Genomic DNA, 22,784 nt, shown 5'->3' on the forward strand with positions numbered 1-22,784 from the left:
CCGGGTGCCGACGCGCCGGGTCCCCCGTGCAGCGACCGTCAGAGGTCGACCGGCCGCAGGACGGCGGTGAGGCCGTGGGCGATCTGGACGTTCCCCGCGTTGAGGTCCAGCTGCCGGCGTGCGAGGAACGGGTCGCGGTCGCTCGGGTCGGCGTCCTGCAGCCGGACGACCCGACGGCTCAGGACGTCGACCTCCACCGTGCCGCCCGAGGCCGTGCGCAGCGCGGCGCCGTCGGAGCCGAGCGCGGCCGCGGAGTCGATCGTCGCGCCCGGTACGACGTGGTACAGCAGGACCGCTTCGACGGTGTCGATGCCGAGCGACGCGACCGTCGCGAACACCGCGGCCTCGTCGCGGTCCCAGTGGCCCGTCACGTCCGCGGCCAGGATCCGGAACGCGCGGTCGTCCGGCAGGAACGCCGTCAGGGGGACCGTCCCGTCGGTGAGGACGGCGACCGGGCTGCCCGGCTTCGCGTCGAGGACCGCCAGCACGGCCTGCGTGACGACGTCGTAGTCGGACCAGTCGCGGTCGAACGTGTCGCCGTCGGCGAGGAGCACCGACGCGAGGCTGGACGTGCCGGTCGGGGCTGTCGCCGCGGACGCGGTGGACACGCTGGACACGGTCGCGAGGGTCGTGACGGCGAGTGCGCCGGCGGTGAGGGCGAGACGACGGTGGCTCATGGGACAGCTCCTCGGGTGCGGGACGGGCGCGGGCTGCGGCCGCGCGGGACGCCGCGCGGCGTCCTGCCACCCCTACCGCGGCCGCGGCGGTGCCGGATGCACGCAGGTCAGGCCGGCACGCCGTCCTGGTCGTCGTCGCGGGCGCGGCCCTTGTCCGTGTACTGCAGCACGTCCGCCGCGGCGATCCAGGACTCGAGGTCCTGCCCGGCCCACGCCGCAATGCCGGCCGCGAAGGTGACGGACACGCTCGACGCGCGCAGCCGGTCCACCACGGCGGCGGCCTCCGCCTGCTCCGTCCCGGGCATGAGCAGCGCGAACTCGTCGCCACCCAGGCGTCCCAGGACGTCCCGCGGGCGCAGGCTGGGCGCCCACGCCTGCGGCAGCCCGGCCAGCACCGCGTCGCCGGCCGCGTGCCCGTACCGGTCGTTGATGCCCTTGAAGCCGTTGAGGTCGATCACCACGAGGGTGAGCGGGCTGCCCGTGCGGCCGGCCCAGGCCAGCTCGCGCCGCGCCACGTCGAGGAAGCCGCGTCGGGTGAGCGCGCCGGTGAGCTCGTCGCGGGTGGCGTCCTGCCGCAGCCCGGCCACCTTGCCGTTGAGGACCCACGCCACCCCGGTGATGGTGCTCATGAGGAACAGCCAGCTCTGGACGACCGACGGGGGCGAGGCCGCCCACAGCCCGTAGCCCAGAGCGGCGCCGACCAGCGCGAGGTGCACGACCATCTCGGTGCGGCTCCCGAACACCGCGACGTACATCGCCACCCAGAAGAAGCTCACAGCGGTGACCACCGCCCCGGTCGGGGTCGTCGAGCCGGCGACGCACCACGCCATCACGGCCGTGACGACGACGAGGAACAGGTGCACGTGGCCCGCGGTGAGGCGGTGCGCGTTCCGGCGCAGCAGGCCGGCCAGCCCGAACCCCACCACGGACAGGACGGCGGCGAGCCCGCGGGGGGCGGTGTCGCTGAACGGGACGAGGACCGTCACGCCGCACACCGCGGCGGTGAGTCCGGTGGCGGTGCTCAGGACCCGGGCCTGCCCGGCGCCGACCGACCTCGAGAGCAGCCGCCCTGCCACACCACTCTCCTGACCCTGTCGACAGCCCGCTCCCAGCCTGGGGCGCCGCACAGCCTGGCAGAGCAGGCCCAGGGCGTGCGCGGCCTGCGACGGAGAGTCCCCCGAACGCGTCGGTGCGGGCGCCGGTGGGCGCGACGGGTGGTGGCCAGGGTCACCGCCGACGTGGTTGCCGCTTCCCCGGGCCCGTGCCACCGTGACGTCGAGGCCCGACGGCGGGCCCCGGACGAGGGAGCCGTACCCGGATCGCGACAAGACGGCCGCTGGAGGCCCGTCATGTCCTGGTCTGTGCTCGTCCTGTCCGGTGTGCTGGAGGCCGTCTGGGCCACGGCGCTCGGGAGGTCCGACGGCCTGAGCCGCCCCGGTCCGTCCGCCGTCTTCCTCGCGGCGCTCGCGCTGAGCATGGCCGGTCTGGCGTACGCGATGCGTGACCTGCCGGTCGGCACCGCGTACGCGGTGTGGGTGGGGATCGGCGCCGTCCTGACCGTCACCTACGCGATGGCCACCGGAGCCGAGTCGGTCTCCGTGGTGAAGGTCCTCCTGCTCGCCGGGATCGTCGGCTGCGTGGTGGGGCTCAAGGTCCTGCACTGACGGTCCCGCACCGACAACCGCACCCCGGGTCGGCCGCGCGGTATCTTCACGGTCGCCCACACTGCGCCGGTCGGGGGGACTGCCAGGCATGAGTGGCTCGGAGCTCGACGACCAGTTCGCGTCGGTGGAGAACCTGTCGGGGCCCGACGGGTACGAGGAGGCGTGCGGGCGCCTGCTGCAGGTCCTGCGCCGTCAGGTCGGGATGCAGGTCGGCTGGACGAGCGAGTTCGTCGGGACGCAGCAGGTCTTCAGGTTCGTCGACGCCGAGGACGGGCACACCGGACCGCAGGTCGGCGCCTCGACGCCGCTGAACGACGCCTACTGCGCACGGGTCCTGCAGGGGACCATGCCGGCCCTCATCCCCAACACGCACGACGAGCCGACGGCGATCTGGCTCGACGTGACCCTCAACCTCAGCATCGGGTCGTACCTGGGCGTGCCGCTGCACGACGTCGCCGGCGTCCCCAACGGCATGCTCTGCCTGGTCAGCAGCGGTCCGGCACCGTACCTGGACGACCACTCGCTGAGCACGGCGCGGCTGGTGGCCCAGGTCCTGGACGACCTGCACCACCGCTCCCTCGGGGAGGTCGCCGCGCGCGAGCGGGCGGCCCGGCTGCGGAGCCAGGTCGAGGACGTCTGCGCCGGGGTGGGCCGCCGGACCGTGTTCCAGCCGGTCGTCACCCTGACCGGCGGAGACGTCGTGGGGGCCGAGGCGCTCACCCGGTTCGACGACACCAGCCGGAACCCGGCGGGGTGGTTCGCGGCGGCGCACGCCAGCGGGCTGGGGCCCGAGCTGGAGCTGGCCACCGCCCGCGACGCCCTGGACGTCCTGTCCCGGCCGGACGGTCCTGCCGCCGTCGGCATGAACCTGTCCCCCGACGTGATCACCTCGAACCTCGCGGACGTGCTGCGGGACGTCGACCCCGCGCGCGTGGTGCTCGAGCTCACCGAGCACGCCCCGGTGCGCGACTACGAGCGCCTGCTCGCGGTCCTGGCGCCCTTCCGGCGGGCGGGCCTGCGGGTGGCCGTCGACGACGCCGGCGCCGGCTACGCCAGCATGAGCCACGTCCTGCAGCTGCGGCCGGACATCCTCAAGATCGACATGTCCCTGGTGCGCAACGTCGACGCGGACCCCATCCGCCGGGCCCTCGTCGGCGCGCTCGTCCGGTTCGCGGGCGAGACGGGTACCCATGTCGTCGCCGAGGGCATCGAGACGGCGGCGGAGGTGGCCACGCTGGTCGAGCTCGGCGTCCGGCTGGGGCAGGGGTACCTGCTGGGCAGGCCGCGTCCCTGGGCCGGGTCCGGCTCCGGGTCCCCGGACGTCGCCCTGGTGCAGGCGATCCTGCGCCGACGCCGTCCGACGGTGGGACCGGTCAGGACTCGGTGATCGTCAGGACCTTCTCCAGGCCGCTCAGCACGAGGAGGTCACGGGTCAGGCCGGTGGCGTTCAGGACGCGGACCTCCGCCCCGCTGTCGATGCCCAGGCGGGCGAGGAAGCCGATGCCGCTGGAGTCGAGGAACGTGACCGCGGCGAGGTCCACGTCCACGGGCCGCCTCTCGACGGCGACCTCCTCGAGCACCTGGTCCAGGCGCGCACTCATCTCCGTGCTGATCTCCCCGGTGAGCCGCAGCAGCCACCGTCCGTCGGCCGCAGTGATCCCCACGTGGCCGAACTCCTCGGTCGCATCCTGCTCGCTCACCCGCTGACCTGCCCCTCCGTCGATGTGGAACCTCTGCCCGTGCGGGGCCGCTGCAGCTAGACGCCGCCGGGGCCGCCCGTCAGCGGCGGTCCGGGGAGCAGGGTCCGGTGCCGGCCGCTGCGCCATTCGACCATGAGCAACGTCGCGTCGTCACTGAAGTGCCCCTGCTGGTGCACCATGAGCGCGCGCACCAGGCGCCGCACCGCCTCCGGCGCCGGCACGTCGTCGTCGGCCTGGCCGTTCAGGAAGCCGACGAGCCGCTCGACGCCGAACTGCGAGCCGTCCGGCGCCCGTGCCTCGGTGATGCCGTCGCTGTAGATCACCACCCGGTCGCCCGGCTCCAGGTGCTCGGTCCCGACCTCGAACGCCCGCCCGGCACCGAGGGCCGCCTCGAGCCCGAACGGCAGCGACGGCTGGACGTGCAGCGCCCGCGCGTCCGCCCCGTCGCGCAGCAGGAGCGGCTGCGGGTGCCCGGCGGAGAGCCACCTCAGCAGCCCCGACTCCGTGTCGAGCTCGGCCAGGATGCCGGTGGTGAACGCCGCCGTCCCGTGCAGCGAGTGGACCGCGGTGTCGATGTCCAGAGCGGTGTCCACGAGCGGCGTGCCCGCCCGCCGGGCGTTCCGGTACGCGGCGACGGTGAGCGACGCCAGCAGCGCGCTCTCCAACCCGTGGCCCATGCCGTCGAAGACCGCCAGCCGGGCGTACCCGGGGTCGACGGCGTAGTCGATGCTGTCGCCGGCGACGGTGTACGCGGGCTCCAGGGCGCCGGCGATGATCACGTCCGGGCTGGCGAAGGCCAGCGGCGGCAGGAGGGCCCACTGGATCTCGGCCGCCAGGCTCATCGGCACCTGCCGGCGGGTCTGGACGATCGTGTCCCCGTAGGACGACTTGGTCATGACCAGCTCGGCGACGACGGCGGCCAGCCGACGGAGCCGCAGCTCCAGGAGCCCGAACCCCGGGTCGGTGACGACGTGCTCGGCCACGGTCACGCACAGGACACCCAGCCGCTCGGTCCCGTCCAGGACCGGGATCCACATCATCGCGCCGGCCGCGCCGTGACCCAGTCGCTGGAGCAGCACCTCGACGGTCTGGTAGCACCGGCCGGCCAGGCTCGAGTCCACCGGGAGCGCCTCGTGCTGGTGCTCGGTCTGCGCGGACGACCCGTGGAACGGCACCAGCACCGTCTGCTGGAGGTCGGCCAGGTACACGACCGCGTCACGGGCGCCGAGCCGGTGCGCGTGGTCGGCGATCAGCGCCGGCAGCTCGTGCGGCGCCGCGAGGTGGGCGGCGTTGAGCAGCGAGTCGAACACCAGCTCAGCCGCGGACACGGGGGCGTGACCGGCGCCGAGCTCGCCGTTCACGGTCGGGTCACCTGCCGTCTGGACACGCACGCACCGTACCCGCTCGCGGCGCCGTCGGCCGGAGGCGACCTCGCGGGCGAGCTCCACGTCGAAGGGGTGTCAGACCGCGCCGCGCGGTGCACCATGGTCGGGCCGGCGTCGGGCGGGCGTCGGGCACGGGAGCCGGCCCGGCCGGTGCGGGGCACACGGGGGTGCGCCATGGACCAGCGACGCAGGACCGAGCCCGGGGTCGAGCTCGTGGGCCGACCGGCCGTCCAGATGCCGTCCCCACGGGGTACCCGACCGGCGTCCCTCGCCGCCCCGCCGGGGCCGTTCGTCCCGCACCGCGCGCGCGAGCTCACGCGGGCGGCGTGCCGCGCGTGGCGGCTCCCCGAGGTGACGGACCTGGCGTGCCTGGTCGCGGACGAGCTCGTCACCAACGCCGTCGTCCACGCCCAGACGTTCCTGGAGCTGCAGCTGACCCTGGCCGACGGGGAGCTCGTCGTCGCCGTCCACGACCGTGACCCCGGGTGGGACGCCGCGTGGTGGGACTGCACGCCCGACGACGTCGACGCGCCCCGCGGGGCCCGGTACGGCCTCTGCCTGGTGCGGACGCTCGCCCACCGCTACGGCGTGTACCCGCACCCGAGCGGCGGCAAGGTGGTGTGGGCGACGCTCCCCGCCGACGGTGGGACCCGTCCGCACGCACCCGACGACCGGGCAGGCACCGACACGGCACCCCGACCCGGCCCGCCGCCGGCTCCCGTCCGCCGGACGATCGTCGTCAACCGCGCCCGGCCGGGCCCGGCCGACCGGGAGCGGTGGCGACTGGAGCTCGTGCTGGGTTGGCTGCCCACGGACCCGGACCACGTCGACCTCACCCTGCGGCCGACGCCGCTGCACCCCGCGCTCCCGGCCGGCAACTGGCGGGCCCGCCTGGACACGCTGCGCCGCGGGCTGGGGGGCTCGGGGTGCGACGACGACGTCCACATCCACCCGCACCCGGCCGGTCGCACGGTGATCTTCGAGCTGGCGGCGAAGCCGCCGCACCTCGTGCAGTGCCCCTTCCCCCCGCTGCGGGGCTTCCTCGACGCCGTCGACGCCGCCACGCGCACCGGGCAGCGCGACCCCGCGACGAGCGACCGGCTCACCTGAGCGCCGCTCCCCCGGGCGGGCGCTGCACGCCGCAGGACATCGCGCCGGGCAGCGCCGGTGCGCCGGACCGCGCAGGGTCAGCGCGCGTCGCCGAGGACGCTCATCCGACCCCGGTCGTCGTACCCCACGACCCGGTGGCCGTGGACCGCGAGGGACACGGGGCCCCCCACGTCGCTCGACCACCGCACGCGTCCGTCGTCCAGGTCGAAGGCGACCACCTCGCCCCCGGGCCGGGTGGCCCCGTCGCTGGCAACGACGACCTGTCCGTCGGTCACGATGCTCGACGCGGCACCGAGGCGGTCGTCCGCGACGGACCACCGCTCGGCCCCGGTCCGCCCGTCGAGCGCGAGCAGCCGACCACCGTCCAGCAGCACCACCGTGCCGTCGAGGACCATGGGCCACGAGCCCACCTGCGCCTCGACGGTCCACAGCTGCTCGCCCGTCGCGCCGTCCACCGCGCTCACCGCCGTGCCGTCCGGCGACCCGACGAACAGGGTCCCCGGGAGGGACCCGTCGTCGGGTAGCGCCCCGACGACGAAGCCGGGCGCGTCGTACGACCTCCCCGTCACCAGGTCCGTGACGCGCGACCGCACGCGCGGATCACCCCGCGGGTCCTCCTCGAACCGGACCAGCCACTGCCCGCCCGCCGCGCGCGACGGTCCGGGGAGCGCCTGCGGGTCGCGGTCGAGCGTGTGCGACAGCACGCCCGCCCCGGAGAGCACCCACCGGGTGCCGGACTCGACCACGACGACGTCGCCGGGCGCCTGCAGCCACACCGGACGCAGCCCGAACCTGTCGGCCGGAGCCGGGTCGGGGCTCGTGAAGGTCCAGGACGTCTCCCCCGTCCGCGGGTCCAGCCGGGACACCCGCACGTGGTCGTCGCCCCCGACCTCGGCGAGCAGCAGGTCCTGGCCGGCCGTCGCCAGCCGCGCACCCGGTGTCGTCGCCCTGTCGGACACGAGCCGCCCGGTCCGCGCGTCCAGCACCACCAGGTGGGCCGCCACGGGGTACGTCGTCCATCCCTCCGGCTGCTCCGGGGTGGTCGCGACGCGGTCGGTGACCACGCACGCCAGCACGGGGCGGTCGGCGCCGTCCGGCTCGCCGGGCGCCCCGGGGACGACGCACCCGACCGGCCCGTCGGTCGCCACCGCGGACCCGATCGTGGTCCGCCACGCCTCCTGGCCCGTGCCGGCGTCGAGGGCGACGGCGTCGACCGTCCCGGCACCCGACAGCACCGTCAGCAGCCGCTCGCCGACCTCCAGGACGTCACCGACCGGGCTCTCCACCTCCCACAGGGGCTGGATCGCACCCCGCAGGGGCGCCGCCACGCCCCGGACGTCGGCCAGCGCCCGCACCCGCGCCGCGTCACGCCAGCTCTCCACACCCGCCGTCACGGAGACCACCGTCGCCACGGCTGCCGCCACGACCAGCACGCCACGACGGCGTCGGCGGACGCGCGGCGAGGTCGGTGGACGGCCGGCGCCGTCGGTCCCCGGCACCCCGGCGCCGGGCTCGGCGCCGGCGGGGCCTCCGGCCGGCGGCTCGTCCCACGACTCGACCAGGTGGACGTCGCGCATGTCGCGTCCCCCGGCTGCCATGCGCCGACCCTAACGAGCGGCCGGCCGGCCGTGGCCGCGACCGCGTCACGGCAGGGCGGGCCGCCGTCTGGCAGGGTGCCCACGTGCGTCCCACCCTGGCCCGCCTGCGCTGGTGGCAGTGGGCGCTGCTGCACGCCGCGTGGTTCGCGGCCGGCACCTTCCTCGTCCTGTCCGTGCTCGACGACGGGCCCGTGACCACCCGGGCGATCGGGTCGGCGGCCGGCGGCGTGCTGCTCGGCGCGATCCTCGGTCCGGCCAGCGCGGCGCTCGCGCGGTGGTCGGCCACGGCGGACCCGCCGACGACCGCCCGACGACACCTGCCCCAGCTGCCGGGGGCCGGGTACCGCCAGGCGACCCGGGCGGCGCGCGGTGGGCCGGTTCCCACCGACCCGATCGTGCTGCGGGTGGCCCTCGAGACCGCACGCGCGACCCTGCCCCGCACGACCCGGTTCCGCGTCCCGGCCTGCCTCGTCTTCGCGGTCAACACTGCCGTCCACGCGGCGATCACCGTGCAGACACCGCACCGGTGGTGGGGATGGCTCCTGGCGGCCGCGTTCGCGGTCCTGACCGTGAGCTTCTGGACGCAGCCGGAGCGGACGCGCCGGCGCATCGAGGTGCTCGAGGCGGCCTCGGGACCCAGCGGGTCCCCGGCCGCCTGAGCCAGCCCGGCGCCGCGAGGCGTCAGGAGGCGTCGGCAGCCGTCGGTCGGCGTCAGAACGCCGAGATGTCCCGGCCCCGCTCGCTGCGGGTGAGCGCGCCGATGACCGCCGACTGACCGTGACGGTGCTCGGCCAGGCGCACCAGCAGGTCCCGGACGGGCCCGAACACCTCCTCCGGGAAGGTCGGCGTCGGGACGCCGACGCTCACGGCGAGGTCGTCGCAGTGGACGACGACCTCCAGCTGGCGCGTGAGCAGGAAGTCGCCCCGGCGCAGCGCCCAGCCCTGCCACGGGATCGGCACGACGTCCCGGGCCCCCTGGGTCAGCAGCTCGCGGACGGTCTGGGTCGCCCGTGCGGTGCGCGCCTGCAGGTCGGCCGGTCCGCGGGCGGCATCCGCCTCGTCGGGGTCGTCCTCGGACGGGCCGGCCGGCGGTCCGGCGGTGACCCAGGCAGCACGGTGGTAGTGCTCGTCGGCGGACGCCAGCACCGGCAGCTCGACCGGCGGTGGGGCCGGCTGGTCGCCCGGCTGCCGAGCGGGACCGTCGGCGGGGACCGCCAGCCCTTCGGCGGCCCGCACCGCCTGCCGTCCCAGGTGGCAGGCCAGCGCGCCGACCGACAGGTGCGGCAGCGCGCTGGGCGTCGACCACCGCTCGGCGACCTCGGGGCGCCGGATGAGGTCCAGCGCGATCAGGGCGGCGGCGGGGAACGCGGCGTCCAGCGCGTCGGTGGCTCGAGGCACGCCCGCAGTCTGGCACCGCGTGAGGCGGACCGGGCGCGGACGGACGCGCAGAGTCGTCCTTCCTCGCGGACGCCCGCCGGGTCCACGCGTCGCGGCTCGCCGTCAGGCCTCCAGCACCGACAGCACGTTGCCTGCCGGGTCCGTGAACCAGGCGATGAGCGGGCCGCCGCCGCGGAAGATCCCGCGCGCGTCCGTCTCGATCGGCGTGCCCTCGTAGTGCTCGAAGCGCACGCCGCGTGCCGCCAGCCGGTCGACCACCGCCTCGAGGTCGGGCACCGGGAAGTTGAGCACCGTGAACGTCGCCGGTGCGTGGTCGGGCTTGGGGTAGATCAGCACGCGCCCGCCGCCGCGCAGGGCCAGCGTGAGCATGCCGTTCTCCTCGGTGACGTCCAGCCCGAGGGTCCCGGCGTAGAAGGCGTGGGCACGGGGGACGTCGTCGACCGAGAACCCGCTGAAGGCGTCGGACTCCTGCAGCACGGGTGCTCCCTTCCGGTGCCGCCGGCACCTGTCGCGTCCCGCACCGGACGGGCGGGCTCGCGGGGTGGACCGTCGCACCGGTCGTGACTCATCGCAGGCGCCCGCCCCGGACGCCGCGGCGGCGAACCGGAGGCACGGCCCGGTCGGCGCGGCAGACTGCTGGCATGAGCGAGCCCGCCGTCCCGTGGGTCCTGCACGTCGACCTGGACCAGTTCGTCGCCGCCGTCGAGGTGCTGCGGCGTCCCGAGCTGGTGGGCCGGCCGGTCATCGTCGGAGGCCGGGGCGACCCGACCGAGCGGGCCGTCGTCTCGACCGCGTCCTACGAGGCCCGCCGGTACGGCGCGCACTCCGGGATGCCGCTGCGCACCGCCGTCCGCAAGGTGCCCGACGCCGTCGTCCTGCCCGTCGACGCCCCCGCCTACGAGGCGGCGTCGGAGCAGGTCATGGCCACGCTGCGCACGCTCGGGGCCGTCGTGGAGGTGCTCGGGTGGGACGAGGCGTTCCTCGGCGCGGTGGTCGCCGACCCGGAGGACCTGGCCCGGCGCGCCCGGGCGGCCGTGCTGGCGGCGACCGACCTGCACTGCTCGGTCGGCATCGGGGACAACAAGGTCCGGGCGAAGATCGCCACCGGCTTCGCGAAGCCGGCCGGGATCTACCGGCTGACGGCGGCGACCTGGTTCGACGTCATGGGCGACCACCCCACCATCGACCTGTGGGGGGTCGGGACGAAGGTGTCCCGACGTCTGGCCGGGCTGGGGGTGCACACCGTGCGCGAGCTCGCGGCGGCCCCCCGGGACGCGCTGGTCGCGGAGTTCGGGCCGCGGATGGGCGTCTGGTACCACGAGCTGGGCCAGGGTCTGGGTCCCGCCGTGGTGGACGACACGCCGTGGGTGCCCCGCGGGCACAGCCGCGAGGTGACGTTCCAGCAGAACCTCACGAGCCGCGAGCAGGTCCGCGACGCCGTGGCCGGGCTGGCACGGGACGTCGCCGGGGACGTCGCCGCCGACGGGCGTCCGGTGCTCCGGGTCGGGCTGAAGGTCCGGTACGCGCCGTTCCTCACCAAGGTGATGAGCCGCAAGCTCCCCGCACCGACCCGGGACACGGCCGACGTCGTCCGCGCCGCGGTCGCGCTCGCCGCCGAGCTGGAGGACCGCGAGGTGCGCCTGCTCGGCGTCCGCGCCGAGATGGTCATGCCCGCCGAGGCCGACGGCGTGGAGCGGACCCCGGTGCGCGGCCGGATCTGAGCCGCTGCCGCCGAGCCGCTGCCGCCCGTGCCGCTGCCGCCGAGCCGCGGCCGGAGCCCAGCCGCTGCCGCCCGGGGTCGTCAGTCGGTGCTGCGCCCGCTCAGCTTGTCCCGGAGCCGGTCCACCATGCCGACCCCCGGCCCGATGGTCTTGTGGAACAGCTCGGAGTGCGGGGCGTGCGGGTGCGGCCTCGTGGGGGCGAGCTTCTTCGCGGCCTCCACCTTGCGGCCCATCGTCACGAGCGTGTCGGCCGGGATGTGGGCCCGCAGCTGCGGGAACTGGTCGGCCTCCTCGTCGGCGATGTGGTGGCTCAGCTGGGCCTGCAGCTCGGACGTCACCGCCAGGAACCGCGGGTCGGCCGCGTCGACGTCCTCCAGCTGCTTAATGAGCTGCACGATCCCGTCGTGCTCCTGCTTGTCGTGCTCGACCTCCGCGGCCCCGTCCGGGACGTGCTCCTCGATCTCCGGGTAGACGTACATCTCCTCGGCGACCGCGTGCCGCATCACCTCCGCGATGACGGTGTCGGCGAGGTCCCGGCGGGTGTCGGGGTCACCCGCCACCTGGATCTGGGCCAGGAGCTCGAGCATCTCCCGGTGGTCGGTGGTCAGGATGTCGATGACGTCGGTGGCTCGGTCACCGGTGCGGGTCTCGGTCATGGTCCGTCCTCCCTCGGCTCGTCCTCGAGCGTAGGCGCGTGGCCCGCGGGGCAGCCAGACCCTGCCGGCCGCGGTGGTGGTGCGGACAGGGGTCGCGGGCCCATGCTCACAGCATGACCATCGGGGTCGGCCGCCGGTTGACGGTCCCGCTCCGCGCCGGGGCGCTCCTCGGCGTGCCCGTCGGCGCGCCGTCCGGCGCGCCGGACGACGCGGGCGGGTGCGGTGCCTGACCGTGCGCCGCGCCGGCCCGGCCCGCCGCACCGGCCCGGCCCGGCGCACCGGCCGGGGCGCCGCCACCGCCTGGTGCGGGCTGCGATCGCGGCCGCCGCGCTGGGACTGCCGTTCGTGGTGCTCGCACTCGTCGTGCGGGCTCGCCTCGCCGCGGTGCAGCCGTTCGACGAGTCGGTGATCCGGGCCGCCACCGACCTGACCCGCGCGCAGCCCGGCCTGCGGGGAGCCCTGCTCGTGTGGCAGGAGTGCTTCCGCGCCGGCTGGGTCAACCTGGCCGTCACGGGGCTGTGCGTGTGGGCGTGGCGGCGGCACGGGCTGCGCACCCGGGCGGTGTGGGCGTTCGTGACGCTCATGGTGGCGTGGGGCCTCCAGCTGGTCGCGAAGCAGCTCGTCCAGCGCGCGCGGCCGGTCGTGGAGGACGCGGTCGCGCACGCGCCGGGGTACAGCTTCCCGTCCGGTCACGCCGCGAACACCGCGGCGGCGTGCGCCGTGGTGACGGTGCTGGTGTGGCCGCTGCTGGGTCCGCGCGGGCGCCTCGCCGCCGCGGCCGGGGCGGCCGTCGTCGTCCTGGTGACCGCGGCGGACCGGGTGCTGCTCGGGGTGCACTACCCCTCCGACGTGGTCGCCGGGGTGCTCCTGGGGGTCGCCGTGACGGGCGCGTCCTACGCCGGGTACGTCGGGACGACGCCGCGCGTCGCCCCGTCCGACACCGCCCCGTCCGACACCGCCCCGTCCGACACCGCCCCGTCCGACACCGCCCACGCAGCCGACGCCGCCGACGCGAGCGACGCGACCCACCCGGCGCGAGGGGGCTGACGTGACGTCCGCCGACCGCTGGGCCGACGACGGGGCACGCCCCACGGCGCGACGGGTGGGCCGTGACCTCGTGCGGCGGGCACTGGCCCCCGCGGCGGCGTGGTGGGCCGTCGTCGTGGGGACCGGGACGCTGATCGTCGGGCCGCTCGGGGACCCGGCGGGCGAGGACGCGGCCGTGCGCGCCATGGAGCCGGGCCGCACCCCGGTCCTGGACACGCTGACGTCGCTGTGGTCGAACGTCGGCGCCACCGAGTTCATCATCGGGGCGTGCCTGGCGGTGATGGCGGTCCTGTGGTGGCGCACGCGGCGGTGGTGGTTCGCGATCGTCCCCGGTATCGCGGTCGCCGTGCAGGCCGCCGTGTTCGTCACCGCGGCCTTCGTGGTGCAGCGCGACCGTCCGGAGGCCGACGCGCTGGACGTCGCCCCGCCGACGTCGAGCTTCCCCAGCGGGCACGTCGGTGCCTCGACGGCGTTCTACGTGGTCCTGGCGGTGCTGAGCCGCCGCATCCGGCGTCCGGCCCTGCGGTGGGCGGCGACCGCCGCGTGCCTGCTCGTGCCGGTCCTGGTCGCCTACGCGCGGCTGTACCGCGGGATGCACCACCCGAGCGACGTCGTCGTCGGCGTGCTCAACGGCCTGGTGTGCGCGTGGCTGGCGTGGCACTACCTGCGGCCGCAGAGCGCCGCCGCCGGCGGCGACCAGGGGCGGTGAGCCGTCCCGGCGCGGTCAGGCGTCCGGCCGCCTCTCGGCTCCGGCGTCCGGAGGCGGCACGTGCCCGGGCGCCGGCGTGGCTCCCGGCGCGCCACCCGCTCGCGCGCCAGGCATAGTGGTGCCCCCGACCGGGTCCCCGGCCGGCTCCGGGTCGCAGCTGCACCCGGACGAGGTGACGAGGGAGGCCCGGTGCTCGGACGCGTCGCGGTGGCAGTGGTCGGCGGCGCGCTCACGCTGGCCGGGGTGGCCCTGCTCGTCCTCCCGGGTCCCGGGTTCGTGCTCGTCGCCGCCGGGCTGGCGATCCTGGCGACGAAGTTCGCCTGGGCGGCGCGGCCGCTGGCGTACGCCAAGGACAAGGCGCAGGTCGGGCTGGACGAGGTCGCGCAGAGCAAGCGCCGGACGGCGCTCGCGCTGGTCGGGGCCGTCTCCCTGCTGGCCGCCGGCATCCTCGAGGTCGCCGGCGTGGACCTGCCGCTCGTCAACCTGCTGACCGCCTCGATGCTGCTGCTCAGCGGTCTGGGCCTGCTCGGGACCATCGTCTACGCACGGCGCCGCGGTGTCTCCGGCAGCGCGAGCCCCGGTGCCGCGCCTGCGCCCGAGGCCGGTCGCGGGCCGTCGGCGGACGTCGGGGCCTGACGTCCGGACGCCCCGTGGTGGGCCGCGGTCGGTCGTCCCGGGCGCCCGACGCGCCGACGGTCCGGCGCCGTCCACCTCCCGGCGCGTCGCGGTGAAAGCCTAAGATCGCGGGGCGCCGGGTCGAAGAGTCCCCTGAGCGGCGCGAACGACGTCGCAACGGATCGACGGGGAGTCACCACCATGAGCAGCTGGCGCCGCACGGCCACCACCACCGCCCTTCGCATCACCACGAGCTCGGCCACCATGGTCGCCGTCGTCGCCCTGGTCGGCGCCGGGCACAAGTGGGTCTAGCCGTCACATGACCGAGCAGGGGGCAGCTCGACGTCCGGCGGTGCCGTGGCGTCTGCACGCCTTCCTGGCCTCCGTCTGCGTCCTCGGCGCCCTGGGCCTCGTCCTGACGCTGTGGCTCGCGCCCTGGCCCTCGCTCAGCGGGACCCAGGCCTGGTCCATCGCCTTCCTCGCGGTCGCCGCGATCGTCGGCGAGGTCCGGCCGGTCCCGATCTCCCGTGGCACGGAGACCGCCGAGAACATCTCCACCTCCGCGCCGTTCGTCCTGGCCTCGGTCGCGGTGGGCGGCGTGGGCGTCGCCGTCGTCGTCCAGGTCGTGGCGAGCCTCTGCGACGACGTCGTGCACCGGCGTCCGCTGCTGAAGTCCGCCTTCAACACGGCGCAGTACGTGCTCAGCGTCCTGGCGGCCCGAGCGGTCTTCTGCGCCCTGACGGGCCTGCCCTACTTCGCGGACCCGGTGCCGGTCGGCCCGCGCCACCTCGGGGCGCTCCTGCTCGCCGGGGTCACCATGGTCGCCGTCAACCGGCTCCTGGTCGCGGTCGTCGTCAGCCTCGCCACCACCCTGCCGCTCGACGCCGTCGTGCGCGACGACGCGCGGTTCGTGCTGGCCACCCACGCGGTGCTGCTGTGCATCGGCGGGGTCGCGGCCGCGGTGGCGCAGGACGGCGTGACCGTCCTCGCTCTGCTCGTCGCCCCCGTGGTCGCCGTGTACGCCACCGCCGCCGCCGCGTCCCGCCACGCGCACCAGGCGTCCCACGACGCGCTGACCGGCCTGGGCAACCGCGAGCGCCTGCACCGGCAGCTGGACGCCCACCTCGCCGCCGCGCAGGGACCCGGGTCCGGTCCCGGCCTCGTGCTGCTGGACCTGGACCACTTCAAGACCATCAACGACTCGCTCGGCCACCCGGTGGGCGACGTCCTGCTGCGGGAGGTCGCGGCGCGGCTGTGCGCCGCGCTGGGCGACGACGTCAGCGCGCACCGGCTCGGCGGCGACGAGTTCGCCGTCGTCGTCGACGGCGACCTCCCCCAGACCCTGGCGGTCGCCCACCGGCTGCTCACCTCGCTCGAGGCGCCGATGCGCGTGGACCGGCTCGAGCTGCTGGTCCGTGCCAGCGCCGGCGTCGCCGTCGCCCCCGACCACGGCACCACGAGCGACGCGCTGATGAAGAACGCGGACATCGCGCTCTACCACGCCAAGCTCGAGCGCGACCGCATCAGCACCTACTCCCCCGCCCTGGACGTCAACAGCGTCGACCGGCTGCAGCTGCTCGCGGACCTGCGCGTGGCGATCGACACCGGCCAGCTCGACGTCGCCTACCAGGTGCAGGTCGACCTGACGTCCGGGCACGTCGTCGCGGTCGAGGCCCTCATCCGCTGGCGGCACCCGCAGCGCGGGCCGGTCGCACCGGACGACTTCATCCCGCTGGCCGAGAACTCCGGACTCATCGCCGAGCTCACCTCCTACGTGCTCGACAACGCCCTGGCCGCACTGGCGGGCTGGCGGGCCGCCGGGCACGACCTGCGCATGTCGGTGAACCTGTCCACGCGGCACCTGTCCGACCTCGCGCTGCCCCGCCAGGTCGCCGAGGCGCTGGCCCGGCACGGCGTCGAGCCCGGCGCCCTCGTCCTGGAGGTCACCGAGACCGGGATCCTGTCCGACCCCGCGCGCGTGGACGTCGTCATCGCGGCCCTGCGCGAGCAGGGTGTCGCGATCGCCGTCGACGACTACGGCACCGGGCACGCGTCGCTGGGCTACCTCAAGCGGCTGGAGATCGACGAGCTCAAGGTGGACCGGTCCTTCGTCAGCGACATGCGCCGCAACCACCAGGACTTCGTCATCGTCCGGTCGACGATCGCCCTGGCGCGCGACCTGGGCCTGCGGGTGGTCGCCGAGGGCATCGAGGACGCGGACACCGCCCGGTCGCTGGCGGAGCTCGGCTGCGACGTCGGGCAGGGGTACCACCTGGGACGCCCGACGTCGGCCGCGGAGATCGTCGCGCGCCTGTCGGACGAGCGGCGCGCGGCCGGCGCCGCCGCCGCGGCCCGGATCGTGCCGGGGCGGTGACGCGACCGTGCTGATGATCGCCGCCTGCCTCCTGGCCCTGCTGTCCCCGCTGGCCGCGGGACGGTGGTCCCGCTCCCTGCTGCTGCACCGCTGGCGCAGCCCCTGGACGATCTGGACAGCGCTGGCGCTGCAGGTCGTGCTCGTCCAGGCGGTGCTCCCCCAGGCGCTGGCGCCCGTCCTGCACGTCGCGACCTACGCCGTCGGGCTGGGGTTCCTCTGGGCGAACCGGCGGACCGCCGGGGTGCTCGTCGTGGGCGCCGGCGCCGCCCTCAACGGGGTGACGATCACGCTCAACGGCGGCGTGCTCCCGGCGTCGCCGTCCGCGGTCGCGGCTGCCGGCCTGCAGCACGACGCGAGCTTCGACAACTCGGCCGTCGTCCCGGACGCCGTCCTGCCGTGGCTCGGCGACGTGCTCGCGTGGCCCCAGCCGCTGCCGCTGGCGAACACGTTCAGCGTCGGGGACGTGCTCATCGTCCTCGGCGTCGTCGTCGCCGCCTGGACCGGCACCGGGCCCCTGCGGCGAGCCGTGCAGGGCGCACCCGAGCCCGACGCCGTCGCGACCGCCGCCGCGTGACGTCCGGCCGGGGAACACCGGCCCTCCCCGGCGCGTTGCCGCCGACGACGAGAGAGGTGGTCGGCATGAACCGCACGCGAGTGGGCTTCCTGTCCTTCGGGCACTGGCAGCCGATCCCGGGGTCGCAGGTGCGCACCGCGCGGGACGCCCTGGTGCAGACCGTCGAGCTGGCCGTCGCGGCCGAGGAGCTCGGCGTCGACGGGGCGTACGTCCGCGTGCACCACTTCGCCCGGCAGCTGGCGTCGCCGTTCCCGCTGCTGACGGCGATGGCGATGCGGACGAGCCGGATCGAAGTCGGCACCGGCGTCATCGACATGCGCTACGAGAACCCGCTCTACATGGCCGAGGAGGCCGCCGCGGCCGACCTCCTCGCCGACGGGCGGCTCCAGCTCGGCGTCAGCCGCGGGTCACCGGAGACCGCGCTGCACGGCTCGCGCGCCTTCGGGTTCGTGCCCGCCGACGGCCAGGACGACGGCGACCTCGCGCGGGAGCACACCGCGCTGTTCCGCGCCGCCGTCGCCGGGGCGGCCGTCGTCGACGCCGACCCCCGGATGACCGGTGGCGCCACCGGCCGGCTCGCCGTCCAACCGCGGTCCCCGGGCCTCGCCGACCGGATCTGGTGGGGCTCGGGCACCCGGGCGTCGGCGGTGTGGACCGCGGAGCAGGGCATGAACCTCATGTCCTCCACCTTGCTGTCGGAGGACACCGGCGTGCCGTTCGACCAGCTCCAGGCCGAGCAGATCCGCCTGTACCGCGAGGCCTGGGACGAGGCCGGGTGGGAGCGCCGGCCACGCGTGTCGGTGAGCCGCAGCGTCATGCCGATCACCACCGACCTGGACCGGCAGTACTTCGGCACCGGCCGCGGCGAGGGCGACCAGGTGGGCCTCCTCGAGGGCGTCCGGGCCCGGTTCGGCCGGTCGTACGTCGGCGAGCCGGACCGGCTCGCCGAGGAGCTGGCCCGGGACGTCGCCGTGCAGGAGGCCGACACGCTGCTGCTGACGGTGCCGAACATGCTGGGCGTGGACTACAACGCCCACCTGCTCGGCACGGTCATGCGCGAGATCGCCCCGGCGATCGGGTGGTCCCCGGCACGGGCCGGCGCCGCGTCCGCCTGACGCGGCGCGCGCACGGGGTGACGTAGCGTGCGGTGACCCGTCACCCGTGACCCCCACCGTGACCCCCACCGTCACCCTCACCCGGGAGCCGCAGCGTGCAGGTGCCCCTGCTCCAGATCGACGCGTTCGCCGAGCGGCCGTTCGAGGGGAACCCGGCCGCGGTGATGCCGCTGCCGCACTGGCCGTCGGACGTCGTCCTCCAGCAGGTCGCCGCCGAGAACAACCTGTCCGAGACGGCCTTCGTCGTCGCGGCGCTGCCCGACGGGGTGAGCGCCCCGGACGCGTCCCTCCCGGCCCTGCACCTGCGCTGGTTCACCCCGGCGACCGAGGTCGACCTGTGCGGGCACGCGACCCTGGCGACCGGCGCGCACCTGCTCCAGGACGTCCATCCCGACGCCGCCACGGTGCAGCTGTTCACGCGCAGCGGCTGGCTGCTCGTGCACCGGGACCCCGACGGCGGGTACACGATGGACCTCCCGTCCGTCCCGCTGACGCGGGTCGACGTCGACCCGGTGGTCCAGGCCGCGCTCGGCGTCCCGGTCCTGGAGGCGTGGGCCGGGATGGACCTCGTCCTGGTCGTCCGGGACGCCGCGACCGTCGCGGCGCTGCAGCCGGACCTGGCCGCCCTCGCCGGTCTGCCCGTGCGCGGCGTCGTCGTGACGGCGCCGGGCACCGGGACGGGGTTCGACCTCGTCTCCCGGTGGTTCGGCGGGGAGGCGGGCATCGCCGAGGACCCGGTCACCGGGTCCGCGCACTGCCAGATCGGGCCGCTGTGGGCCCAGCGGCTCGGGAGCGACGACCTCGTGGCGCGCCAGCTCTCCGCGCGCGGCGGGACGGTGCGGGTGGCGGTCCGTGGGGACCGCACCCTGCTGACCGGCACGTGCGTGCGCTACCTGACCGGCACGGCCGTCCTGCCGGACTGAGCCGGCGGCGTCACGCGGTGGAGTCCTCGCGGGAGACGGCCGCACGGCCCGCCTCGAGACGGGCGATCGGCACGCGGAACGGCGAGCACGAGACGTAGTCGAGCCCGGCGTCGTGGAAGAAGTGGATGGACTCCGGGTCCCCTCCGTGCTCGCCGCAGACGCCGAGCTTGAGGTCGGGCCTGGTGGAACGGCCGCCCTCCACCCCCGCACGCACCAGCGCTCCCACCCCGTCGGCGTCGAGCGTCTCGAACGGGGAGATCGTCAGGACGCCGTTCTCCAGGTAGTCGGCGAAGAACGCGCCCTCGACGTCGTCCCGGGAGAAGCCCCACGTGGTCTGCGTGAGGTCGTTGGTGCCGAAGGAGAAGAAGTCCGCCGCCTCGGCGATCCGGTGGGCCGTGAGCGCGGCGCGCGGCAGCTCGATCATGCAGCCGATCGGCACGTCCAGGGGCACCCCGGTCGCCTCGCTCACCTCGGCGAGGACGTGCTCGGTCTCGTCCCGGACGATCTGCAGCTCCCGGACCGATCCGACGAGCGGCACCATGATCTCCGGCCGCGGGTCGCGGCCCGCCCGCCTGAGCTCGACGGTCGCCTCGGCGATCGCCCGCACCTGCAGCGCGAACAGACCGGGCAGCTTCAGCCCCAGCCGGACGCCGCGCAGCCCGAGCATTGGGTTCTGCTCGTGCATCCGCTGCACCGCCGCCAGCAGCGCGACCTCGCGCTCGTCGGTCTCCCCGCGCTCCCGGGCGACCGCGACGCGGACGGCGAGCTCGGTCAGGTCAGGCAGGAACTCGTGCAGCGGCGGGTCGATGAGCCGGATCGTCGTCGGCAGCCCGTCCATCGCCTCGAGCAGCTCGGTGAAGTCGGCGCGCTGCAGCGGCAGCAGCTCGGCGAGCGCGGCGGCGCGCTCGCCCGGGTCCGAGGCGAGCACCACTCGCTCGATGTTCCGGCGCCGGTCGCCGAGGAACTGGTGCTCGGTGCGGCACAGGCCGACCCCCTGCGCCCCGCGCTCGCGCGCACGCCGGGCGTCGTGGGCGGTGTCGGCGTTGGCGCGCACCTGCATGCGGCGCACCCGGTCGGCATGGGTGACCACCCGGTCGACGGCGAGGACCAGCGCGCGCACGTCCGGGTCGTCCGTCGCGGCGAGCCCGGCCTCGAGCCCCTGGGCGATGTAGACCATCACCGGGGAGTCCACGACCGGGACCCGGCCCAGGAACACCTCCCCGGTCGCGCCGTCGATCGCGATCGTGTCTCCGGCGTGCAGGACCAACCCGTCCACGCGCACCTCGCCGCGAGCGCGGTCCACCTCGAGCGCGTCGGCGCCGACGACGGCGCACTTGCCCATCCCGCGGGCCACGACGGCGGCGTGCGACGTCTTCCCGCCCCGCACGGTCAGCACGCCGTCGGCGGCGATCATGCCCTGCAGGTCGTCCGGGCTGGTCTCCCGTCGCACGAGGACGACCGCGGCACCGGCCGAGGTCCGCTCGACCGCCTGCGCGTTGTCCAGCACGATCTCGCCCACCGCCGCCCCCGGCGAGGCCGGCATGCCCCTGGTCAGCAGGCGCCGCTCCGCCGCGGAGTCGAAGCGCGGGAAGAGCAGCTGGCCGAGCTGCGCCCCGGTGCAGCGCGAGATCGCCTCGTCCATGGTGATGAGGCTCTCGTCGACGAGCTCGGTGGCGATCCGGAACGCCGCGCCGGCGGTCCGCTTGCCGACCCGGGTCTGGAGCAGCCACAGCTTGCCGCGCTCGATGGTGAACTCGATGTCGCACAGGTCCCGGTAGTGCGTCTCGAGCCGCCGCATCGCCTGGCGCAGCGCCGCGTACGACGCCGGGTCCAGCACCTCGAGCTCCGCCAGCGGCAGGGTGTTGCGGATGCCGGCGACGACGTCCTCCCCCTGCGCGTTGGGCAGGTAGTCGCCGTAGACGCCGCTCTCCCCGGTCGCCGGGTCGCGCGTGAAGCACACACCGGTCCCGGAGGTCTCCCCCAGGTTCCCGAACACCATGCTCACCACGTTGACCGCGGTGCCCAGGTCGTTCGGGATCCGCTCGCGGCGCCGGTACAGACGAGCCCGGTCGGTGTTCCACGAGTCCAGGACCGCCTCGATCGCCAGGTCGAGCTGCTCGCGCGGGTGCTGGGGGAACTCCCGACCGCACTCGGACCGCACGAGCGCCTTGTAGGTCTCCACCAGGTCGCGCAGGTCGTGCGCGGACAGCTCGACGTCGGTCCGGGCGCCGACCGCGGCCTTCCTCTCCTCCAGCGCCTCGGCGAACAGGTCGCCGTCGATGCCGAGCACCGTCTTGCCGAACATCTGGATGAGCCGGCGGTAGGAGTCCCACGCGAACCGCTCGTCCCCGGAGAACTCGGCGAGACCCTTGACCGAGGCGTCGTTGAGGCCGATGTTCAGGACCGTCTCCATCATCCCCGGCATGGAGAACTTGGCGCCGGACCGCACCGAGACCAGCAGCGGCTCGTGGAAGTCGCCCAGCCGCCGGCCGATCGAGTCCTCGATCTCGCGGAGCGCGAGCGTCACCTCGACCCGCAGACCCGGTGGCACGTGGCCGTCGCGCATGTACGCCCGGCACGCCTCGGTGGTGATGGTGAAGCCCGGTGGCACCGGCAGCCCCAGCTTGGTCATCTCCGCCAGGTTGGCCCCCTTGCCGCCCAGCAGGTCCTTCTGGTCCTTGTCGCCCTCGCTGAAACGGGACACGTACGCGGTCATCGTCGACCTCCGGTCAGGACGTGCCGGCGTCGAGCCCAGCACCGGCGCACCCATCCTTCTCGCGTCCGGCGGGGCAGATCAACGCCCTGACCGTCCCGGTCCGGCGTCGTCCTGCGGCCGCCGGACGTGAACCGCGGGGCACCCCGGTGCGTGTTCACGGTGTGGTGGCCGGCAGGGGCGCGCACCTCGTGAGCCGATCAGTCGGCGGACGACCCCGGGACGGGTCACCATGGCGACAGGCCGCCGGCGCGCGCGCCGACGTGACGCCCACAGACCCCAGGAGACCGACGTGCCCACCACCACCGACCACGCCACCCGCCGGAGCACGCGAACCGGGATGGCCCTGCGGGTCATCGGAGCCCTCGCGCTGGGCTACTCCGCGTACCTGCACCTGGACATCGCCCTCGACCGGCCGCCGCTGTTCGCCGACGGTCAGGTGACCCTCATGGGGCTGTTCATCGCCCAGGCCGTCGCCGCGGCGGTCGTCGCCCTGTGGGTGCTGGTGCGCGGCACGCTGCTCGCCTGGCTCGCCTTCGGCGCCGTGGCGCTCGGCTCCCTCGCGGCGCTGCTCGTGAGCTCCTACGTCCAGATCCCGTCGGTCGGGCCGTTCCCGGTGATCTTCGACCCGCAGTGGTACAGCGAGAAGTACCTGGCGGCGATCTCCGCCGGGATCGCCGCCCTGGTCGCGCTGGTCGCCGTCCTCGGTCTGCTGCGCCGGTCCCGCCGGTAGGACCGCAGGGCGCGCCCGAACGCGGCGAGAGCCCCGGACCGACGGGTCCGGGGCTCTCGACGTGCAGCGGGC

Annotated in this window: 22 protein-coding genes and 1 riboswitch; of the genes, 13 read left to right on the top strand and 9 right to left on the bottom strand. The window is 75.4% G+C overall.

Annotated elements, in window-relative coordinates; translation table 11 throughout:
- Nucleotides 1–38: 38 nt before the first annotated feature.
- A complete protein-coding gene (locus tag CAE01nite_RS14980) occupies nt 39–677 on the bottom strand; it encodes a fasciclin domain-containing protein (RefSeq protein WP_146906165.1) in 639 nt (212 codons plus the stop codon).
- A 107-nt stretch (nt 678–784) separates the two neighbouring features.
- Nucleotides 785–1,753: a GGDEF domain-containing protein gene (locus tag CAE01nite_RS14985; protein WP_146906167.1), complete on the bottom strand. Its 969-nt coding sequence runs from the start codon at nt 1,751–1,753 to the stop codon at nt 785–787.
- Between the two features lie 199 nt (nt 1,754–1,952).
- Nucleotides 1,953–2,015, top strand: a riboswitch (guanidine-III (ykkC-III) riboswitch).
- Between the two features lie 11 nt (nt 2,016–2,026).
- Between CAE01nite_RS14985 and CAE01nite_RS14990 the strand changes: the two genes are divergently transcribed.
- Both CAE01nite_RS14990 and CAE01nite_RS14995 read left to right on the top strand, forming a co-directional pair.
- Complete coding sequence (locus CAE01nite_RS14990; protein WP_146906169.1) at nt 2,027–2,341, top strand: DMT family transporter; 315 nt, start codon at nt 2,027–2,029, stop codon at nt 2,339–2,341.
- Nucleotides 2,342–2,429: 88 nt separating this feature from the next.
- On the top strand, nt 2,430–3,728 hold the full coding sequence (locus CAE01nite_RS14995; protein ID WP_146906171.1) for a sensor domain-containing phosphodiesterase: 1,299 nt from the start codon (nt 2,430–2,432) through the stop codon (nt 3,726–3,728).
- On the opposite strand, the gene CAE01nite_RS15000 is transcribed toward CAE01nite_RS14995, so the two are convergent.
- Together CAE01nite_RS15000 and CAE01nite_RS15005 are read right to left on the bottom strand one after the other, a co-directional pair.
- The gene (locus tag CAE01nite_RS15000; RefSeq protein WP_186816609.1) at nt 3,715–4,041 is read right to left on the bottom strand and encodes an STAS domain-containing protein; all 327 of its coding nucleotides are present in this window, start codon (nt 4,039–4,041) and stop codon (nt 3,715–3,717) included. The two genes, CAE01nite_RS14995 and CAE01nite_RS15000, sit on opposite strands and share 14 nt — an antisense overlap.
- A gap of 56 nt (nt 4,042–4,097) precedes the next feature.
- Nucleotides 4,098–5,402 carry a PP2C family protein-serine/threonine phosphatase gene (locus CAE01nite_RS15005; protein ID WP_146906175.1) on the bottom strand — a complete coding sequence of 435 codons (1,305 nt, stop codon included), beginning with the start codon at nt 5,400–5,402 and terminating at the stop codon, nt 4,098–4,100.
- 198 nt (nt 5,403–5,600) lie between these two features.
- On the opposite strand from CAE01nite_RS15005, the gene CAE01nite_RS15010 reads away from it, so the two are divergent.
- Entirely contained in the window at nt 5,601–6,536 is a 936-nt protein-coding gene (locus tag CAE01nite_RS15010) for an ATP-binding protein (protein ID WP_186816610.1), read from the top strand.
- A 77-nt stretch (nt 6,537–6,613) separates the two neighbouring features.
- Here CAE01nite_RS15010 and CAE01nite_RS15015 read toward each other — a convergent pair whose 3' ends face one another.
- The gene (locus tag CAE01nite_RS15015; protein WP_146906179.1) at nt 6,614–8,134 is read right to left on the bottom strand and encodes an outer membrane protein assembly factor BamB family protein; all 1,521 of its coding nucleotides are present in this window, start codon (nt 8,132–8,134) and stop codon (nt 6,614–6,616) included.
- 83 nt (nt 8,135–8,217) lie between these two features.
- Here CAE01nite_RS15015 and CAE01nite_RS15020 point away from each other — a divergent pair, with 83 nt between their 5' ends.
- The gene (locus CAE01nite_RS15020; RefSeq protein ID WP_146906181.1) at nt 8,218–8,793 is read left to right on the top strand and encodes a hypothetical protein; all 576 of its coding nucleotides are present in this window, start codon (nt 8,218–8,220) and stop codon (nt 8,791–8,793) included.
- A 52-nt stretch (nt 8,794–8,845) separates the two neighbouring features.
- Here CAE01nite_RS15020 and CAE01nite_RS15025 read toward each other — a convergent pair whose 3' ends face one another.
- The gene (locus CAE01nite_RS15025) at nt 8,846–9,532 is read right to left on the bottom strand and encodes a maleylpyruvate isomerase N-terminal domain-containing protein (RefSeq protein ID WP_246131240.1); all 687 of its coding nucleotides are present in this window, start codon (nt 9,530–9,532) and stop codon (nt 8,846–8,848) included.
- Nucleotides 9,533–9,634: 102 nt separating this feature from the next.
- Nucleotides 9,635–10,009 carry a VOC family protein gene (locus CAE01nite_RS15030; protein WP_146906183.1) on the bottom strand — a complete coding sequence of 125 codons (375 nt, stop codon included), beginning with the start codon at nt 10,007–10,009 and terminating at the stop codon, nt 9,635–9,637.
- Nucleotides 10,010–10,173: 164 nt separating this feature from the next.
- On the opposite strand from CAE01nite_RS15030, the gene CAE01nite_RS15035 reads away from it, so the two are divergent.
- Nucleotides 10,174–11,253 carry a DNA polymerase IV gene (locus CAE01nite_RS15035; RefSeq protein WP_146906185.1) on the top strand — a complete coding sequence of 360 codons (1,080 nt, stop codon included), beginning with the start codon at nt 10,174–10,176 and terminating at the stop codon, nt 11,251–11,253.
- 80 nt (nt 11,254–11,333) lie between these two features.
- On the opposite strand, the gene CAE01nite_RS15040 is transcribed toward CAE01nite_RS15035, so the two are convergent.
- Complete coding sequence (locus tag CAE01nite_RS15040; RefSeq protein WP_146906187.1) at nt 11,334–11,909, bottom strand: hemerythrin domain-containing protein; 576 nt, start codon at nt 11,907–11,909, stop codon at nt 11,334–11,336.
- Between the two features lie 303 nt (nt 11,910–12,212).
- On the opposite strand from CAE01nite_RS15040, the gene CAE01nite_RS15045 reads away from it, so the two are divergent.
- The 7 genes from CAE01nite_RS15045 (at nt 12,213) to CAE01nite_RS15075 (ending at nt 19,266) form a co-directional block, all read left to right on the top strand.
- Entirely contained in the window at nt 12,213–12,956 is a 744-nt protein-coding gene (locus tag CAE01nite_RS15045) for a phosphatase PAP2 family protein (RefSeq protein WP_246131241.1), read from the top strand.
- 1 nt (nt 12,957) lies between these two features.
- Nucleotides 12,958–13,665 (top strand): phosphatase PAP2 family protein, encoded by a 708-nt coding sequence (locus CAE01nite_RS15050; protein ID WP_146906189.1) that lies wholly within the window; start codon nt 12,958–12,960, stop codon nt 13,663–13,665.
- Nucleotides 13,666–13,854: 189 nt separating this feature from the next.
- On the top strand, nt 13,855–14,301 hold the full coding sequence (locus tag CAE01nite_RS15055; protein WP_146906191.1) for a PGPGW domain-containing protein: 447 nt from the start codon (nt 13,855–13,857) through the stop codon (nt 14,299–14,301).
- Nucleotides 14,302–14,599: 298 nt separating this feature from the next.
- A complete protein-coding gene (locus CAE01nite_RS15060; protein WP_146906193.1) occupies nt 14,600–16,654 on the top strand; it encodes a putative bifunctional diguanylate cyclase/phosphodiesterase in 2,055 nt (684 codons plus the stop codon).
- Between the two features lie 13 nt (nt 16,655–16,667).
- Nucleotides 16,668–17,228 carry a DUF5317 family protein gene (locus tag CAE01nite_RS15065; protein WP_146906195.1) on the top strand — a complete coding sequence of 187 codons (561 nt, stop codon included), beginning with the start codon at nt 16,668–16,670 and terminating at the stop codon, nt 17,226–17,228.
- A 65-nt stretch (nt 17,229–17,293) separates the two neighbouring features.
- Nucleotides 17,294–18,343, top strand: a complete 1,050-nt coding sequence (locus CAE01nite_RS15070) for an LLM class flavin-dependent oxidoreductase (protein ID WP_146906197.1) — start codon at nt 17,294–17,296, stop codon at nt 18,341–18,343.
- Nucleotides 18,344–18,438: 95 nt separating this feature from the next.
- Nucleotides 18,439–19,266 carry a PhzF family phenazine biosynthesis protein gene (locus CAE01nite_RS15075; RefSeq protein ID WP_146906199.1) on the top strand — a complete coding sequence of 276 codons (828 nt, stop codon included), beginning with the start codon at nt 18,439–18,441 and terminating at the stop codon, nt 19,264–19,266.
- Between the two features lie 10 nt (nt 19,267–19,276).
- Here CAE01nite_RS15075 and ppdK read toward each other — a convergent pair whose 3' ends face one another.
- The gene (gene ppdK, locus CAE01nite_RS15080) at nt 19,277–21,982 is read right to left on the bottom strand and encodes a pyruvate, phosphate dikinase (RefSeq protein ID WP_146906201.1); all 2,706 of its coding nucleotides are present in this window, start codon (nt 21,980–21,982) and stop codon (nt 19,277–19,279) included.
- Nucleotides 21,983–22,271: 289 nt separating this feature from the next.
- Between ppdK and CAE01nite_RS15085 the strand changes: the two genes are divergently transcribed.
- Nucleotides 22,272–22,712, top strand: coding sequence for a hypothetical protein (locus CAE01nite_RS15085; protein ID WP_146906203.1), 441 nt, complete (start codon nt 22,272–22,274; stop codon nt 22,710–22,712).
- The last annotated feature ends 72 nt before the right edge of the window (nt 22,713–22,784 follow it).

Origin of the sequence: Cellulomonas aerilata (assembly GCF_007991755.1) — a bacterium.
Lineage (GTDB): Bacteria > Actinomycetota > Actinomycetes > Actinomycetales > Cellulomonadaceae > Pengzhenrongella > Pengzhenrongella aerilata.

Coding starts and splice junctions, on each gene's coding strand:
- CAE01nite_RS15070 (WP_146906197.1), top strand. CDS start 17,294: ATGAACCGCACGCGAGTGGGCTTCCTGTCCTTCGGGCACTGGCAGCCG.
- CAE01nite_RS14990 (WP_146906169.1), top strand. CDS start 2,027: ATGTCCTGGTCTGTGCTCGTCCTGTCCGGTGTGCTGGAGGCCGTCTGG.
- CAE01nite_RS14995 (WP_146906171.1), top strand. CDS start 2,430: ATGAGTGGCTCGGAGCTCGACGACCAGTTCGCGTCGGTGGAGAACCTG.
- CAE01nite_RS15010 (WP_186816610.1), top strand. CDS start 5,601: ATGGACCAGCGACGCAGGACCGAGCCCGGGGTCGAGCTCGTGGGCCGA.
- CAE01nite_RS15040 (WP_146906187.1), bottom strand. CDS start 11,909: ATGACCGAGACCCGCACCGGTGACCGAGCCACCGACGTCATCGACATC.
- CAE01nite_RS15060 (WP_146906193.1), top strand. CDS start 14,600: ATGACCGAGCAGGGGGCAGCTCGACGTCCGGCGGTGCCGTGGCGTCTG.
- CAE01nite_RS15035 (WP_146906185.1), top strand. CDS start 10,174: ATGAGCGAGCCCGCCGTCCCGTGGGTCCTGCACGTCGACCTGGACCAG.
- ppdK (WP_146906201.1), bottom strand. CDS start 21,982: ATGACCGCGTACGTGTCCCGTTTCAGCGAGGGCGACAAGGACCAGAAG.
- CAE01nite_RS14980 (WP_146906165.1), bottom strand. CDS start 677: ATGAGCCACCGTCGTCTCGCCCTCACCGCCGGCGCACTCGCCGTCACG.
- CAE01nite_RS15065 (WP_146906195.1), top strand. CDS start 16,668: ATGATCGCCGCCTGCCTCCTGGCCCTGCTGTCCCCGCTGGCCGCGGGA.
- CAE01nite_RS15015 (WP_146906179.1), bottom strand. CDS start 8,134: ATGGCAGCCGGGGGACGCGACATGCGCGACGTCCACCTGGTCGAGTCG.